This is a genomic window from Nocardia sp. NPDC004573 (assembly GCF_053602135.1).
Genome location: NZ_JBSGDA010000015.1, coordinates 55181 through 69160, shown reverse-complemented (window position 1 = coordinate 69160; position 13980 = coordinate 55181). Strand labels below are relative to the sequence as shown.

The following is a 13980-nucleotide window of genomic DNA, read 5'->3' as shown; positions in this document are numbered from 1 at the left end:
GGCGTGGCAGCGGGAAATATTCTCCTGCGGTCACATCCGGCTCGCGTCGCATCCGATGCAGCGGGCAGCCGATCAGGCCCCGCGCGGCCCCACCGTGACCCGCCGTCCGTCGCGGGTGGCCACAGTGATGCGCGGCCGTTCGCTTCCGGTGGCGCGGACGACCGCGAACGCCAAACCGTCCGCACCGATCGCTACCACCTGCTCCTCCAGGCTGGAGGCCACCGACAGGGAAACCGCGTCCTGTGCGGCGCGGCCGATCACCGCGAACCAGCCCACGCCGTTCCGGTCAGCGGTCGCGGACCGGAATCGGGCTCCGAGCCGCTGCAACGGCTCCCACGCCAGGGTGTGGGCATGCCGAAGACCGCTAGGCCGGGGTGCGCCGAACGTTGTTCCGTGGGTCGTCCACCGGTTTCCGTCGGGGTGCACGAACACGATGTAGCGACCCCGCTCACCGTCGATGACGACAGCGGCGATCTCGTCGCGGACAATCGCGCTGACCGACGTGAGATCCTGGTCAGCGGCCACCAGGGCATCGAGCGCCACGGCGACCGCTGGATGGTTCAGAACGTACATTCGCCGTGCCGATTCCTTTCATGTCAGCGGGTTACGCAAATGACGGCGTTGTTGTCCCACCGTCGTCCTAGTAGCGCGCGACGTGCTTGTACCGACCTTCCGTTGGTAGGTCCTGATCAGGCCACGAGTGGGAGAGGAAACGCGAACGGCCGCAGACCAGCTGATTCGGTCAGCCGTCCGCGGATCGAATCACAGTGGTTCCGTCAAGACTGCGCACCCGATACTGGCCCGGTCCAGGTATCGGGGCATCGATGATCTGGGCTAGCCGCCGGATCAGTTCGGCGGGTTCAATGCCCATCCGATCGCGCAGCTCGACGGTCGAGATGGCGTCCGGGTCGGAGAACGCGGCGATCAAGACGTGCTCCACGCCTACCCATCCGTCACCTCGGTCCCGTGCGAGCTTCTCGGCGTCGGCCAGCAACCGCTCGTACATGGGTGTTCGGATGATCGACTCCGCCATCGCTCCACTTTCCCGTCACATGTAGAGAATCTCGGTCCATTCGTAGTAAGTGTGCCCCCACGAGTCCTTGTACTTCCTGCACCACCAGTACCGCCACCCCAGACCGTCATGCGTCCTCACCTTGTCGCCCTCATTGAGTCGGCTGCAGGTCAGTGCCGGAGTGCCGTCCGGCGTCGACTCCGATTCCGGGAACCGCGCCGAGTCGCTACCTCGGCATGCAGAGTTGTCGTCCTTGGGATCGACGTGCCCGAACAAGCATGGCCCGGCGTGGGCCGGTGCAATCGCGGTCGGCGTGAGCGTGCTGCCGACGAGCGACACCGTGAGTGCGCAGCCTGCGAGCAGCGCACGGGCTGTGGTCCTGAGCTTCATGGGTTCCTCCTCCGGGAGTGGGCGTGCCGACCACCTCGCCGGGTCGGTGCCGTTGGGTTGGCGTCGATGTCCGGGGCGACTCCGGCCGCGCGCAATGTCCGCTGGATCTCCCGCTTGCGGGCGCAGCGGGTGAGTCGGCAGCCCAGATGCCGCGCCCACTGCTGGCGGGCCTGCTCGACCGTCAGCGGCAGGGGCGGCGGTTCGTGGCTGAGGCGTTCGTCGATCTCGGTGAACCGCGGCCCCATAGCCGGTGCACCGGTCGCCAGCCAGGCAGCGGCGAATACGCAGGCGATGACCGCGGCGGCCATCGCGGCGAGGATCAGCACCGGTCCGGCGGGCATGGCTGTCCATCCATCACCGCGGAGACGAGGTCTGCCCACTGCGTAGCGAGGTAACCCACCTGTGTCCACGCCGCGTGCAGGGTCTCCTCGGTGACTTCCTCCTGCGCGAGCAACAGCGCCTCGACATCGACGTACGCGCCGGCAAGCGCATCAGCGGCGGGCCCGACATCGGCCGCGCCGGTGGCCGACGCAAGGTGGGTGGTCACCCATCGGTTGATCTGCGTGACGAGTTCGGCGCGGCGGCGGTCGACGTCGGCGGCGCGGCCCGGGTCGATTCGGCGGGTGCGGTGCAGGTGCGCGAGTGCCCGCGCCCACCGAGTGACGAGGTGATCGCCGGGCTTGTCGCCTGCGACGTAGCGGATCGCCGCGCTGACCTCGTGCCAGTCCGGTAACCCGTGCTGAAACCTGCTGCCCGCGTTCATACCCGGCTACTCCTGTGATCCGAGCGAGTAGGCCATCGCCGCGAGGTATGGCAGGCATCCGCCACCGTGGCCGGAGTGGTCGACAAGGATGAAGCGGGCGCGGTCGAAGTCGAGATCGGTGGGTTCGGTTCCGCAGTCGCAGTAGTGCGCGGCCCACGGGTCCTGGGTGTCTCGCGTGATACGCATGGCAGCCTCCGTGGCAGACGGTTCGGGCACACCAGCGCCGGAACCGGCCGCGCAGCTCCAACCAAGACCTCCCGCGCGGCCGGGAACGTATCCGAGACGGATGCGGGGATCGCCTGCGGCCCTGCACCTGTGTGCTATCTCAGCGTCTCCGCGGCGGGTCGAAGCGACTAGGCAGTAGCGATGCAGTTGTAACGCAACTTCGCAGCATCTCCTGAGCGATTGGAGAGGGGATGCGGGTGACCGGGTGTAATTTTCGAAGCACCACGGCGGCACGAGCAGGGGGCTGAAGCGAGCCGATGATCATCTATCGCTGGACCGGAGTGGAATCGAAAGCGCTGCGCGATGCGATGCTCCTCAGCGTCGAGAAGTTCGCAGCCAGAACGGGGATCTCGGCGCGGTCGGTCACCAACTGGGAGCTCCAGGGGGTCTCTGCGCACATGCGGCCGAGCAGCCGGGAACTGCTGGACAAGGCGCTCGTGGAAGCGTCGCCGGAGGTGATCGCCCGCTTCGAGCGGGCGCTGGCCGAAATCGGATCGCAGCGAAACGAACCCCAGGACGGTCCCCCGGCAACAGTTACGCTGGCGAATGACACCCCCGCTCGGCTGGTGCCGATCGCGTCGGGTGCTGGTGATGCTGATCAGGTCTGGGTGCGCGCCCGGACCGCCGCCGGAGAGGTCGTCCTCGTGTCACTCCCACGTCGTACCGTCGTCGCAGGATTCGGAGCTGGAGCCCTAGCCGCCGCCGTGGGCGCCAAGCCCGCGGCAGCCCTGGCCCACAGTCACGTCGACCATCCCGCCCACTTCCGCACGCTCCGGTTGGCGCTCATCGAGAGCGACAACCTCTACGGCGGCCAGTCGGTGATCCCACTGGTCGAGCAGAACCTCGAGATCATGAACCAGCTGCGGCGCGCGGGGATCGGCGACGCCGCCGAGATGCAGCGGATACGGATCTTCTACGCGGAGTTCGCGGCGTGGCTGTACCAGGACGCCTGTAACTGGTCGCGCGCTCGGCACTGGACCGACCGCGCGCTGACCTGGTCGCATCAGCTCGGAGATGACTACTGCATCGCGGCCACGCTGATCCGTAAGGCGCAGATCGCGAACGACATGGAAGACGGTGCCGAGGCAATGGAGTTGGCGGAGGCCGCCGAACGCGCCGCACCGCCGGGAACGCGTTTCGCTGCGGTGGCAGCGACCTTCGCCGGGTACGGTGCCGCGCTGGCCGGTGACCGATCGGGCAGCGCTCGCGCGTTCGACCGGGCGCGCACGCTCGCGGACGGCGCCGACACGGATCCGGTGTGGGGTGGGTTCCTCGACGAGCCGTACATCGACGCCCACCAGGCGCACGGGCACGCGGCGCTGGGCGACTACCGGGCCGCGATCGACCAGTTCGCGCGGGCGATCGGTGGAATGCAGTCCGGGTTCACGCGCGATGAAGCTGTCTACACCTCGCGGCAGGCGCTCGCGTACGCGCACGCGGGTGAGGCAGAGCCCGCCGCCACGCTGGGCCTCGCCGCGATGCAGGTCGGCGTCAGCACCGGATCCGAACGCGTCCTGCGGAACGTGCGCGCCGTCGATGAGTTGCTGTCGGCGCCGCATCTGCCCGAGGTCGCCGAATTCCGTGCGGCGGCCGAGCGCTGGGCGGTCATCTCGTGACCCGGCCGTTCGTGCTGCTGTCTGTCGCGACCAGCATCGACGGCTACATCGACGATACGACCGCCGAACGGCTGCTGCTGTCCAACGCCGAGGACTTCGACCGCGTCGACCAGGTCCGCGCCGAGTGCGACGCCATCCTCATCGGGGCAGGCACAATCCGCGCCGACAATCCCCGGCTCATCGTGAAGGGCGACGACCGCCAGGCCGAGCGCGCCGCAGCCGGCCGGAGCCGGCAGCCGTTGAAGGTGACCGTCACCGACAGCGGCAACCTCGAGCCGGACGCGAAATTCTGGCACCACGGCACCGACCAGCACCGGCCCGTGGTCTACACGATCGACGCCGGCGCAGCGAAGGTGCGCGAACAACTCGGCGAACTGGCGGACGTCGTCGCGCTCGGCGAGACGGTGGACTTCGGTGCGCTGCTCGACGACCTCGGCGCCCGGGGCGTCGGCCGGTTGATGGTCGAGGGCGGCTCTCACATGCACACGGCGTTTCTGTCGGCCGGGCTCGCCGACGAGCTGCATCTCGCGATCGGCCCGATCCTGGTCGGCGACCCCCGCGCGCCGCGGTTCGTGAATCCGGCACTATTCCCGGGCGGTTCGACGCGGCGGATGCGGTTGGTCGACGTTACTCAGCTCGGCGACGTCGCGGTACTGCGCTACCACGTGAAGGCGTAGGTCGGTACCGGTCGTCGGCATCGTCCTGCGGCGGCTGGTATTCCTCGCCCATCGCGGCCGCCTCGAGTACGTCGAGGATCCGGCCGAGCACTACCCCGGCGTAGCATCCGGGGCAAGCAAGAGGACTCGAGGAATGCTGGACAAAGAAATATCGCGGCGCCAAATGCTCGGCGCCGGGGCCGTACTGGCCGCAGGATTCGCCGCCACCGGATGCGGCACCACACCGATCACGTCCGTCGCCCAGGCCGAAACGTCGGCTGCGCCCGCCACGAGCGCGCGGTCGGCACCGGCGCCTGCTGTCGCCACCCGGTACGCCGGGATGCAGCCGAGCCACTGGGGCGTCGAGATGGCGGGAATCACAAGTGCTTTCGCGGCCGCGGGCAAACAAGTGGCGCTCACCTTCGACGCGTGCGGCGGGCCAGGTAACAACGATATCGACGAGTCGCTAATGAACTTCCTGATCAGCGAGCGGATTCCGGCGACGCTGTTCCTCAACAAGCGCTGGATCGATGCGAACCGGGCGCGGGCCGCGCAATTGGCAGCGAATCCACTGTTCGAACTGGCCAATCACGGCGTGGCGCACAAACCGCTTTCGGTGAACGGCCGCGAAGCGTATGGCATCGCGGGCACACGCTCGGCGCAGGAGGCCGCCGACGAAGTGTGGGCCAACCACGAGTTACTGACCAAGCTGGCGGGCAGGCCGCCGCGATTCTTCCGTGCGGGCACCGCGCATTACGACGACGTGGCCGTGGCTATCGTTCGCGAATTGGGGGAAATCCCGGTCGGTTTCAGTATCAACGCCGATTTCGGCGCGACGGCTTCGGCCACCGAGGTGCAATCGGCGATGAGTGCGGTTGCCCCGGGCGCTATTTCACTCGCCCACATGCACCGGCCGCACTCCGGGACGGCGGCGGGCATGATCGCGGCGCTGCCGAAGATCCGGGCGATGGGTTTCACCTTCGTGCATCTGTAGGCGCTCGACCCGATCAACCCGCGGTTCACTCCTCCAGCGACGCGAGCCAGTCGACGGCGACCGATTCGCCGTGGTCGACTTCGAAGAAGGCGACCTCGAGATGCTGGCCGAGGTCCACCAGGCGGATGGCGTTCAACGGCACCGGCTGCACCAGCCGCACCCGCCACGGTTTGGGTTCGTCCCAGGCCCGCAGTTCGAGGTCCAGCCGCAGCACGGGATCGTCACGCCCGGAATAGTCGGCCGCGACCGGCGCGGCGGCTAGCACGGTGGCGTCCGCGCGGCGGCCGTCGGCGAGGATTTTCGCGATGCTCGCGCGGCCGGATTCTTCGATGCCGGGCACGTACAGCACGAGGCGATCGCGGTCGCGCGGGTCCACTCGGCAGCACACCACGTCGCCCGGGCGCATCCATTCCAGGTCGGCGTCGGCCACCCGCTGCCGCACCCGGCTCTCGTAGGGGAACTCCCCGGCCAGCTGCACCCGGACCCAGAACACGTGCCCCGGTTCGGTGCGCCGCGGACGTACACCGAGGATCGTCGCGGTCCCCGCTTCCCCCCGGATTAGCAACTCTCGTCGCATCGCGTCCGAGACCGTCGCTCCGCGCAGCCGGAAATTCCGAGCTCGCTCGCGCAGTCGCCACCCCGAGTTAGCTGAGGGCATGCTCATGGGCGCTTACGTTAGCCGGAGTGTGGGCGTCGCCACAGCGACACCACCGACTACCCTGTTCGCCATGACCTCTGCGTTTCCGACCATTCCCGACGATCTCAAGCCCGCCGACGGACGGTTCGGTTGCGGCCCCTCCAAGGTGCGTCCGGAGCAGCTGCAGTCGCTGGTGAACGTCGGCGCCTCGGTGTTCGGAACCTCGCATCGGCAGAAGCCGGTCAAGGACGTGGTGGCGCGCGTGCGCTCCGGCTTGCGTGAGCTGTTCGGCCTGCCGGACGGCTACGAAGTGGTGCTCGGCAACGGCGGTACCACCGCATTCTGGGACGCCGCGGCGTTCGGCCTGGTCCGCGAGCGCTCGCTGCACTTGACCAACGGTGAGTTCAGCTCGAAGTTCGCCGCGGTGACCAAGGGCAATCCGTTCATCGGCGACCCGATCGTGGTCTCGGCGGAGCCCGGCAGCGCGCCGGAGCCGGTGTCCGACCCGTCGGCGGACCTGATCGGCTGGGCGCACAACGAGACCTCGACCGGCGTCTCGATCCCGGTGCGGCGGCCCGCGGGCTCGGAGCACGCGCTCATCGCCATCGACGCCACCTCGGGCGCGGGCGGCCTCCCGGTGACCATCACCGACGCCGACGTGTACTACTTCGCGCCGCAGAAGTGCTTCGCCTCCGACGGCGGCCTGTGGGTCGCGCTGATGAGCCCGGCCGCACTGGCCCGGGTCGAGGAGATCAAGGCCTCGGGCCGCTGGACCCCCGACTTCCTGTCGCTGCCGATCGCGATCGACAACAGCACGAAGGACCAGACCTACAACACCCCGGCCCTGGGCACCCTGCTGTTGTTCGCCGACCAGATCGAGTGGCTCAACGGCAACGGCGGTCTGGACTGGGCGGTCAAGCGCACGCTGGACTCCTCCTCGCGGCTGTACTCCTGGGCCGAGTCGAGCGAGTACGCCACCCCGTACGTCACGGACCCGGCGCACCGCTCGCAGGTGGTCGGCACCATCGACTTCGCCGATTCGGTCGACGCGGCCAAGGTCGCGAAGATCCTGCGGGCCAACGGCATCGTGGACACCGAGCCGTACCGCAAGCTGGGCCGCAACCAGCTGCGCATCGGCATGTTCCCGGCGATCGATCCGGACGACGTCAGCCAGCTGACCCGCGCCATCGATTGGGTCGTGCAGAATCTCGGCTGACGGCCGCATATTTCGACCCCGACGGCCGCAACACGCCCGGGATCGACACGCCGCAGAATTAGGCGTAGCCGAGCGAACAGAGCAGATTAGCGGGGCACGGACGTCTCCCGAGAGATTTCCGTGCCGCGTGTCCTGCCCCATGAATCTCAGATGTGCACTACTGTTTCGGAAAGTGGGCGGTGTCGCGAGTCGACGCGATAAGGAGGTAACGGTGCGTGAACTTCGAGTGATCGGGGTGACGCCCGACTCCACGCACATCGTGTGTATCGACACCGAGTCCGGTCAGAAGTTCCGGCTGCCCGCCGACGACAAACTGCGAGCCGCCGCGCGCGGAGACCTTGCCCGATTCGGCCAGATTGAGATCGAAATGGAAGCAACTATGCGTCCCCGCGATATCCAGGCCCGTATTCGCGCAGGGGCCTCCGTGGAACAGGTCACCGAAGAATCCGGAATGCCGGCCAGTCGCGTCGAGCGATTCGCCTATCCGGTGCTACTGGAGCGAGCCCGCGCCGCCGAGCTCGCCCAGAAGGCGCACCCGGTGCGCCCCGACGGCCCCGCCGTGGACACTCTGATTGATGTGGTCACCGCCGCGTTCACCGCGCGCGGGCACAACATCGAGGGTGCCGAATGGGATGCCTGGAAAGACGAGAAGGGCTACTGGGTCGCCCAGTTGCAGTGGCAGAACGGACGATCCGAGATCGCCGCGCACTGGCGTTACCAGCCGGACGCGCACGGTGGCTCGGTCTCCCCGCTCGACGACCCGGCCTCCGATCTGATCGATCCGGATTTCGGCCGCGCCCTGCGCGGCCTGGCGACGATCGCGCCGCCCGAGCCCGAACCGGCCGCGCCGCAGCCGGAGCCGGTGGCCGAACCGCGTCCCGCCCCGGCCGCGCCGCCGGCGCGCACCGCGAGCCGCCAGAGCCAGCCGACGCTGGACGAGTACTACGAACAGCGGGCCGTCGCGGCCGGCGGCAGCGCCGCCGCGATCCCGGCGGGCAACGGCTCGACGCCCGCCGCGCCCGCCACCGCGGCCCCGGCCGCCGCCGCTACCGCCGCGCCCGCCAATGGCGCCGCGACGGCCACCACGTCCACCCCCGCGGACACCGCCGCGCCGGCGCCCGCCCCCACCGAGGAGCCTGCGAAACCCGCGGCGAAGGCCCCGGCCAAGCCGAGTCGCAGCAAGCGCGGCAAGGCTCCGATGCCGTCGTGGGAGGATGTACTGCTCGGAGTGCGCAGCTCCGGTCACTGAGCGTCGGCCTTCCGAGCCGTCGATCGGTCGCCGACGGGACGTGGAAGCCCTCGTGCGTCGGCCGCCCTCTGGCGATAGCGCTGCCTCGCGAAATCGATGATTACGAACCGGCGTTCGCGGTGCGAAGCCGCACCGGGGCCGGTCCGTGGCGAGTAAATTTTCGGTGTGGTCGACGACGCGCGTCGGCGCCAGGAGCCACCCCTGCGGTGGCCGTTCGGCGCAGCCGGGCGTTCGCTCGAAGTTCGCGGAGTCGATTCGTGCAGCTATCGGGAGGTGCCGGATGCTATCCAAGGCTTGCTCGCTCTGGTACGTCGACGCACCCGATGCTCTGACGGTATTGCGCGCGAACCACGATCCGGATCCCAAAGCCGCACTGGCATTGGCGAAGCAATTGCACGAGGACCGCGATGTGCGGCCGATCATGGTCGGCACCCTGGCGGGTTGCGCGGGACCCGGAACCGACGAGGTGTGCATCGGCTGTTTTCCCGGCGTGACGGTGCTGTGCTCGGCCCAAGCCGCGCGTATCCACCCGACCGAGATCCCGGAGTTGCTGGTGCGGCCGCTGGCCTCGGAACACACGTATCTGGTGTCGTTCGACCTCGAGCACGGTTGGGGCGCGTTCGCCCACTGGGAGCGCGGCGAATTCCGCAGAGCCTTCAGCTCGACCCGGGTGCGCATCCTGGAGGACGAAGGACTTCCGCTGGTCTGGGAACGGCCGTACTGGGCAGGCGAACATCCGGTGCGCTGGCGCGCGGGCGAACTGCCCGACCCCCAGGCGCTGCCCTTCGACCCACCCGATTTCGCCGACGCGGCCAACAACGAATGGCTGGGCTTCCACTACCGCGGGCCTGTCGCGCCCCGCGCGCTCGTGCCGGGTGACATTCCCGTCTGCAAGTTCGCGCTGTACCCGAAGGGCCAGATGCCCGACCCCCCGGTTCGCGGCTCGACCGAGGCCGCAGCGCATACGCGCGCGCGTAAGCGCGGACTGTTCGGCTGGCTGCGCGGCCACGACCCGGTCGGCTGAACGCGGCAGCCCGCCGGTGCTAGGCGGCCGATCCGCCGATCAACAGCACGATCCATCCGAGCAGCACACCTGCCGCGCCGCCGCCGATCACCCACCGCGTCACCGGGGCGAACCGCCAGCGCCACGCGGTGGGCGCGGCGCCGCCGACCGCCACCAGGTTGACCGCCACCGCGAGCAACGGGTGCACTTCGGCCAGCGCGGCCCCGAACGAATACACCGCGACCGCCGCCAGCAGCGCCACCATGACGGCCACGGTGAGGCCCGCGCCCCACGGCGTCGGGTCCTGGTCGGACGGATACGGCCGATACGGTCCGGTCATGCCGTGTCCTTTCCGGCATGAGCGGGGCCCTGCGTGGTCACGCTGCGCTGCCTCCTCCGGGCCTGACCGCTCATGCCGTGCGCACCCGCTCGTAGAACGCCATCGCGGCCGCGGTCGCGACATTGAGCGAGTCGGTGCCGGGCGTCATGGGGATGCGCGCGCGAACATCGGTGGCCCGCATGGCCGCCTCGGTCAGCCCCGGCCCTTCGGCCCCGAGCAACAACGCCACCCGCTCCCCCGTCATCGCCGCCGCCAGATTCGCCGCCGCCGCGTCAGGAGTGAGGGCAATGATCTGGAATCCTCTGCGGCGCAGTATATCCAGTCCACCCGGCCAGTCCGGCACGGACGCGAACGGGACTCGCAGCACATGGCCCATCGAGACCCGGACGGCCCGGCGGTACAAGGGGTCGGCGCAGCGGTCGCCGAACAGGATCGCGTCGGCTCCGAGCCCGGCCGCGTTGCGGAACATGGCGCCGAGATTCTCGTGGTCGTTGACGCCTTCGAGCACCGCGACGGTGCGCGCCTGCTCGAGCACCTCGTCCATGCCGAGTTCGGCGGGGCGGCGGGCGATGGCCAGCACGCCGCGGTTGAGGTGGAAACCGACCACCTCGGCCATCACCTCGGCCGTCGCCCGGAAGTACGGCACGTCGACGGCCATCAGATCGTCGGCGAGTTCGGCGCGCCTGCGCTCCACACCGAGCAGCGCGGACGGCGCGAAGCGCGAGTCGAGCATCCGCTGGACCACCACGACACCCTCGGCGATCACCAAGCCCTTGCGCCCGGGCAGATCGGGCCTGCGATCGGCCGACTTGAGATCGCGGAAGTCGTCGACCCGAGGGTCGGCGGGGTCATCGATGTCGATCACTTCGGCCACCGCTCCATCCTGCCGAACGGTCGCGGCCGGGTCCGAATCGGCGTTCGCCGGGCGGTCGCGGAGCACGGAAAACCTGGTGCGGGCGGGTGCGCGAACGTGGGATGGTCGGAGCATGACGACCCTCCAGGGAATCACCATCCGGTCGGCCACCGAAGACGACGGACCCGCGATCACGACGCTGGTGGAGACCTCGTTCGGCACTCGCTACGACCCGGCCGAGCTGGAGCGGATACCCCTGCTGTTCCCACCGGAGAACAGCATCGTGGCGGTCGAGGACGGGCAGATCGTCGGGCACGTGCAGTCCACCACCATGACGGTCACGGTGCCCGGCGAACGGACTGTGCCTGCGTGCGGCATCGCGGCCGTCGGGGTGGCGCCGACCCACCGGCGGCGCGGCATCCTGCGCGCCATGTACACCGAACAGCACCGGCGCGTCGAGGCGGCCGGGCTGCCGCTGACCATGTTCACCGCGAGCGAGGGCGGCATCTACGGCCGGTTCGGCTACGGCCCCGTGACGCGGGAGAACGCCGTTGGCATCGACCGGCGGTTCGCGGCATTCCTGCCGTCGGCGCCGGATCCCGGCGGCGTCACGCTGCGCCCGCCGAGCGAAATGCGCGCGGCGGCGGATGCGATCTACGACCGCTGGCGCAGGCTGACGCCCGGGGCGCAGGTACGCCCGGCGGCGGCCTGGGACATCGTTTTCGACGATCCGGAACGTTTCCGCGATGGCGGCACCACGCTGTTCGGACTTCTGCACGCCGACGGCTACGCGCTGTACCGGTTCCACTCCGACGACAGGGCGCAGACGGTCGACGTGGTCGAGATGCGGACGGTCACCGCCGAAGCGCACGCGGCCCTGTGGCGAGCCCTGCTCGGGCTCGATCTGACGCGGCGGGTGGACGCGGTGCTCACCGACCACGACCCGCTGCCCTATCTGCTGACCGATCCCCGGCTGGTGCGTACCACCGCACGCTACGACGGTCTGTGGCTTCGCCTGATGGACGTGCCCGCGGCGCTCACCGCACGCGCTTACCTTAGCGATCTGGAGGTGACGCTCGAGGTGACCGATCCCTTCCGGAACGCGGGCGGAACGTTCGCACTGCGCGTCCGCAACGGGCAGGCGGAATGCGAGCCGACCGATCGCGCGCCCGACATCGAGCTCGGCATCGACGTCCTCGGCAGCATGTACTTGGGCGCGCACCCCGCGCGCGTGTTCGCCGCGGCGAACCGGTTGCGGAGCAAGAATTCCGCGCACGTGCGCGCGCTCGACGACGCCTTCGGCGCCGAGCGCGACGCGATGCTCGGCTGGTTCTTCTGACGCCGCGCACCACGCCCCGCGGGCTGGCATGCTGGTCTCATGAAGCCGATCCAGTTGGTTCTCAATATCCTGTGGCTGATCTTCGCCGGGTTCTGGCTGGCGCTGGGCTACATCGCGGCGGGGATCATCTGCTTCATCCTGATCATCACGATTCCGTTCGGCATAGCGTCGTTCCGGATCGCCGCCTACGTGCTGTGGCCGTTCGGCCGGACCACCGTGGAGAAGCCGGGGGCCGGCGCCGGGTCGCTGATCGGCAACATCATCTGGTTCATCGTCGCGGGCTGGTGGCTGGCGCTGGGCCATCTGCTCACCAGCATTCCGTTGTTCGTGTCGATCATCGGCATCCCGTTCGGCTGGGCCAACCTGAAGTTCATCCCGCTCTCGCTGTTCCCGCTCGGACGGGAGATCGTGGACAGCGATCAGCCGTTCGGCGCGCGGTAGCCGCCGGCATCCGGTCCGGGGGGCGCGCCGGGCAGAGCCCCATTCGCGACACATTTGTGATCTGCATCACATGGTGTTAACGAAATCACACCTCCGTGCGAAGGTTAGCTAGAAGGTAACTGATTTTTTTCCAGTGCCCAACGCGCCCCGAGCGGGCGCCGAGCCGACCGCACGGGAGGGCTCCACCATGACCGACCGCACCGCCCGCAGGCCCGACTCGGACACCGCGCCGCTCGCGCCGATCGCCGTGACGTTGGGGCTGCTACTGCTCATCGGCGCGGCGACCCAGTTCACCCATCTGCCCCGCTGGGCCGACGACTACGGGGTGCTGGTCTATCCGGCCTTCGTCCTGTGCCTGGCCATCGCGGGCGGCCTGCTGCGGTGGGGCGGCGGGATCGTCCTGCGGCTGGTGCGGGCGAACCGCTGAGCCCTGCCGCCGAATCCCGCAGGGGTCATTCGGATTCCGCGACGATCTGCTTCATGATCGCCACGGCGCGGTTTAGCACGACCAGCTGCTCCTCGGTGAGCGTCGACAGCTGCTCGGTCATCCACGCCTCCCGCGCGCTGGCCTCGTCGGCGATCAGCGCGCGGCCCGCTGAGGACAACGACACGATGATCTGACGGCCATCGGTCGGATGCGGGTTGCGTTCCACCAGATCCAGGTCGGTGAGCGAGGCGATGACCCGGGTCATCGAGGGGGGCTGCACACGTTCCTTCGCCGCGAGCGCACCCGGCGTCATCGCGCCCTCGCGCGCCAGGGTGGCGAGCGCGGAGAGTTGAGTCAGCGAGATCTGCGAGTCGGCACGACGGCCGCGCAGGTGTCGCGTCAGTCGAACGACCGCCAGCGAGAGCTCACCAGCGAGGGCTCTGACATCCGATGGCGTTGTCACAGTGCCAAACGATACGGGACCATGGGCGGCCGGTCGCGGCTTCCCGCCAGGCCGCGACCACTCCGCTCCGCTCGGCCGCAGCGCCGCACCCAGCAGGGCGGATTAGGCTGGGCCCGTGACACAGAAAGTCCCGCAGCTGCCGCCGCGCCTGACCGATCCGCGCCCCGTGCTCGCGGTCGGCAGCGCACTGTGGCTGATCGCCACCGTCGTGGTGTGGGCGGGCGGCGACCGGTGGGCGTCGGCTCGGCCGGTCTGCCTGATGGGACTGGTGGTCGGGCTGATCGCACTCGTGATCTATTTGGTCCAGCGGCGCGGCGCGCGGCGCGGGGACAAGGGCGCGCAAACGGGTCTGTGAC

General features: G+C 69.3%; 20 protein-coding genes. 10 read left to right on the top strand and 10 right to left on the bottom strand.

Features of this window, described 5'->3' with window-relative positions:
* Positions 1 to 72 precede the first annotated feature (72 nt).
* The 6 genes from ACWEKR_RS22810 to ACWEKR_RS22785 all read right to left on the bottom strand — a co-directional run bounded on the left by ACWEKR_RS22810 (position 73) and on the right by ACWEKR_RS22785 (position 2351).
* Positions 73 to 573 (bottom strand): hypothetical protein, encoded by a 501-nt coding sequence (locus ACWEKR_RS22810; protein ID WP_452356176.1) that lies wholly within the window; start codon positions 571 to 573, stop codon positions 73 to 75.
* 169 nt (positions 574 to 742) lie between these two features.
* The gene (locus ACWEKR_RS22805; protein ID WP_452356175.1) at positions 743 to 1033 is read right to left on the bottom strand and encodes a Clp protease N-terminal domain-containing protein; all 291 of its coding nucleotides are present in this window, start codon (positions 1031 to 1033) and stop codon (positions 743 to 745) included.
* 15 nt (positions 1034 to 1048) lie between these two features.
* Positions 1049 to 1402, bottom strand: coding sequence for a hypothetical protein (locus ACWEKR_RS22800; protein ID WP_195085651.1), 354 nt, complete (start codon positions 1400 to 1402; stop codon positions 1049 to 1051).
* Positions 1399 to 1743, bottom strand: a complete 345-nt coding sequence (locus ACWEKR_RS22795) for a hypothetical protein (protein WP_452356174.1) — start codon at positions 1741 to 1743, stop codon at positions 1399 to 1401. Before ACWEKR_RS22795 ends, ACWEKR_RS22800 begins: the two co-directional genes overlap by 4 nt.
* Positions 1722 to 2165 (bottom strand): DUF4254 domain-containing protein, encoded by a 444-nt coding sequence (locus ACWEKR_RS22790; protein ID WP_452356173.1) that lies wholly within the window; start codon positions 2163 to 2165, stop codon positions 1722 to 1724. The genes ACWEKR_RS22795 and ACWEKR_RS22790 overlap by 22 nt, the downstream gene beginning before the upstream one ends.
* A 6-nt stretch (positions 2166 to 2171) precedes the next feature.
* On the bottom strand, positions 2172 to 2351 hold the full coding sequence (locus ACWEKR_RS22785; protein WP_452356172.1) for a hypothetical protein: 180 nt from the start codon (positions 2349 to 2351) through the stop codon (positions 2172 to 2174).
* Between the two features lie 296 nt (positions 2352 to 2647).
* Between ACWEKR_RS22785 and ACWEKR_RS22780 the strand changes: the two genes are divergently transcribed.
* The 3 genes from ACWEKR_RS22780 to ACWEKR_RS22770 all read left to right on the top strand — a co-directional run bounded on the left by ACWEKR_RS22780 (position 2648) and on the right by ACWEKR_RS22770 (position 5656).
* Positions 2648 to 4006, top strand: coding sequence for a helix-turn-helix domain-containing protein (locus ACWEKR_RS22780; RefSeq protein WP_452356171.1), 1359 nt, complete (start codon positions 2648 to 2650; stop codon positions 4004 to 4006).
* Positions 4003 to 4683, top strand: coding sequence for a RibD family protein (locus tag ACWEKR_RS22775; RefSeq protein ID WP_195085656.1), 681 nt, complete (start codon positions 4003 to 4005; stop codon positions 4681 to 4683). Before ACWEKR_RS22780 ends, ACWEKR_RS22775 begins: the two co-directional genes overlap by 4 nt.
* Before the next feature lie 388 nt (positions 4684 to 5071).
* Positions 5072 to 5656: a polysaccharide deacetylase family protein gene (locus ACWEKR_RS22770; RefSeq protein ID WP_452356170.1), complete on the top strand. Its 585-nt coding sequence runs from the start codon at positions 5072 to 5074 to the stop codon at positions 5654 to 5656.
* Between the two features lie 25 nt (positions 5657 to 5681).
* On the opposite strand, the gene ACWEKR_RS22765 is transcribed toward ACWEKR_RS22770, so the two are convergent.
* Positions 5682 to 6320 carry a hypothetical protein gene (locus ACWEKR_RS22765; RefSeq protein WP_452356169.1) on the bottom strand — a complete coding sequence of 213 codons (639 nt, stop codon included), beginning with the start codon at positions 6318 to 6320 and terminating at the stop codon, positions 5682 to 5684.
* A 64-nt stretch (positions 6321 to 6384) separates the two neighbouring features.
* On the opposite strand from ACWEKR_RS22765, the gene serC reads away from it, so the two are divergent.
* From serC to ACWEKR_RS22750, 3 genes are all read left to right on the top strand, one after another.
* Positions 6385 to 7509 (top strand): phosphoserine transaminase, encoded by a 1125-nt coding sequence (serC, locus tag ACWEKR_RS22760; protein ID WP_159843332.1) that lies wholly within the window; start codon positions 6385 to 6387, stop codon positions 7507 to 7509.
* Positions 7510 to 7720: 211 nt separating this feature from the next.
* Positions 7721 to 8758, top strand: a complete 1038-nt coding sequence (gene sepH, locus ACWEKR_RS22755; RefSeq protein ID WP_452356168.1) for a septation protein SepH — start codon at positions 7721 to 7723, stop codon at positions 8756 to 8758.
* Positions 8759 to 9038: 280 nt separating this feature from the next.
* Positions 9039 to 9782, top strand: a complete 744-nt coding sequence (locus tag ACWEKR_RS22750; RefSeq protein WP_452356167.1) for a DUF6928 family protein — start codon at positions 9039 to 9041, stop codon at positions 9780 to 9782.
* A gap of 19 nt (positions 9783 to 9801) precedes the next feature.
* On the opposite strand, the gene ACWEKR_RS22745 is transcribed toward ACWEKR_RS22750, so the two are convergent.
* Positions 9802 to 10101: a DUF2537 domain-containing protein gene (locus ACWEKR_RS22745; RefSeq protein WP_195085660.1), complete on the bottom strand. Its 300-nt coding sequence runs from the start codon at positions 10099 to 10101 to the stop codon at positions 9802 to 9804.
* A gap of 70 nt (positions 10102 to 10171) precedes the next feature.
* Entirely contained in the window at positions 10172 to 10975 is an 804-nt protein-coding gene (locus ACWEKR_RS22740) for a TrmH family RNA methyltransferase (protein ID WP_452356166.1), read from the bottom strand.
* 112 nt (positions 10976 to 11087) lie between these two features.
* Between ACWEKR_RS22740 and ACWEKR_RS22735 the strand changes: the two genes are divergently transcribed.
* The 3 genes from ACWEKR_RS22735 (at position 11088) to ACWEKR_RS22725 (ending at position 13161) form a co-directional block, all read left to right on the top strand.
* Positions 11088 to 12293 (top strand): GNAT family N-acetyltransferase, encoded by a 1206-nt coding sequence (locus ACWEKR_RS22735; RefSeq protein ID WP_452356165.1) that lies wholly within the window; start codon positions 11088 to 11090, stop codon positions 12291 to 12293.
* Between the two features lie 39 nt (positions 12294 to 12332).
* Entirely contained in the window at positions 12333 to 12734 is a 402-nt protein-coding gene (locus ACWEKR_RS22730) for a YccF domain-containing protein (protein WP_452356164.1), read from the top strand.
* Positions 12735 to 12867: 133 nt separating this feature from the next.
* Positions 12868 to 13161: a hypothetical protein gene (locus ACWEKR_RS22725; RefSeq protein WP_452356163.1), complete on the top strand. Its 294-nt coding sequence runs from the start codon at positions 12868 to 12870 to the stop codon at positions 13159 to 13161.
* Positions 13162 to 13186: 25 nt separating this feature from the next.
* On the opposite strand, the gene ACWEKR_RS22720 is transcribed toward ACWEKR_RS22725, so the two are convergent.
* Positions 13187 to 13624: a MarR family winged helix-turn-helix transcriptional regulator gene (locus tag ACWEKR_RS22720; protein WP_452356162.1), complete on the bottom strand. Its 438-nt coding sequence runs from the start codon at positions 13622 to 13624 to the stop codon at positions 13187 to 13189.
* 115 nt (positions 13625 to 13739) lie between these two features.
* On the opposite strand from ACWEKR_RS22720, the gene ACWEKR_RS22715 reads away from it, so the two are divergent.
* Positions 13740 to 13979 (top strand): DUF2530 domain-containing protein, encoded by a 240-nt coding sequence (locus ACWEKR_RS22715; RefSeq protein ID WP_159843316.1) that lies wholly within the window; start codon positions 13740 to 13742, stop codon positions 13977 to 13979.
* Position 13980 lies beyond the last annotated feature (1 nt).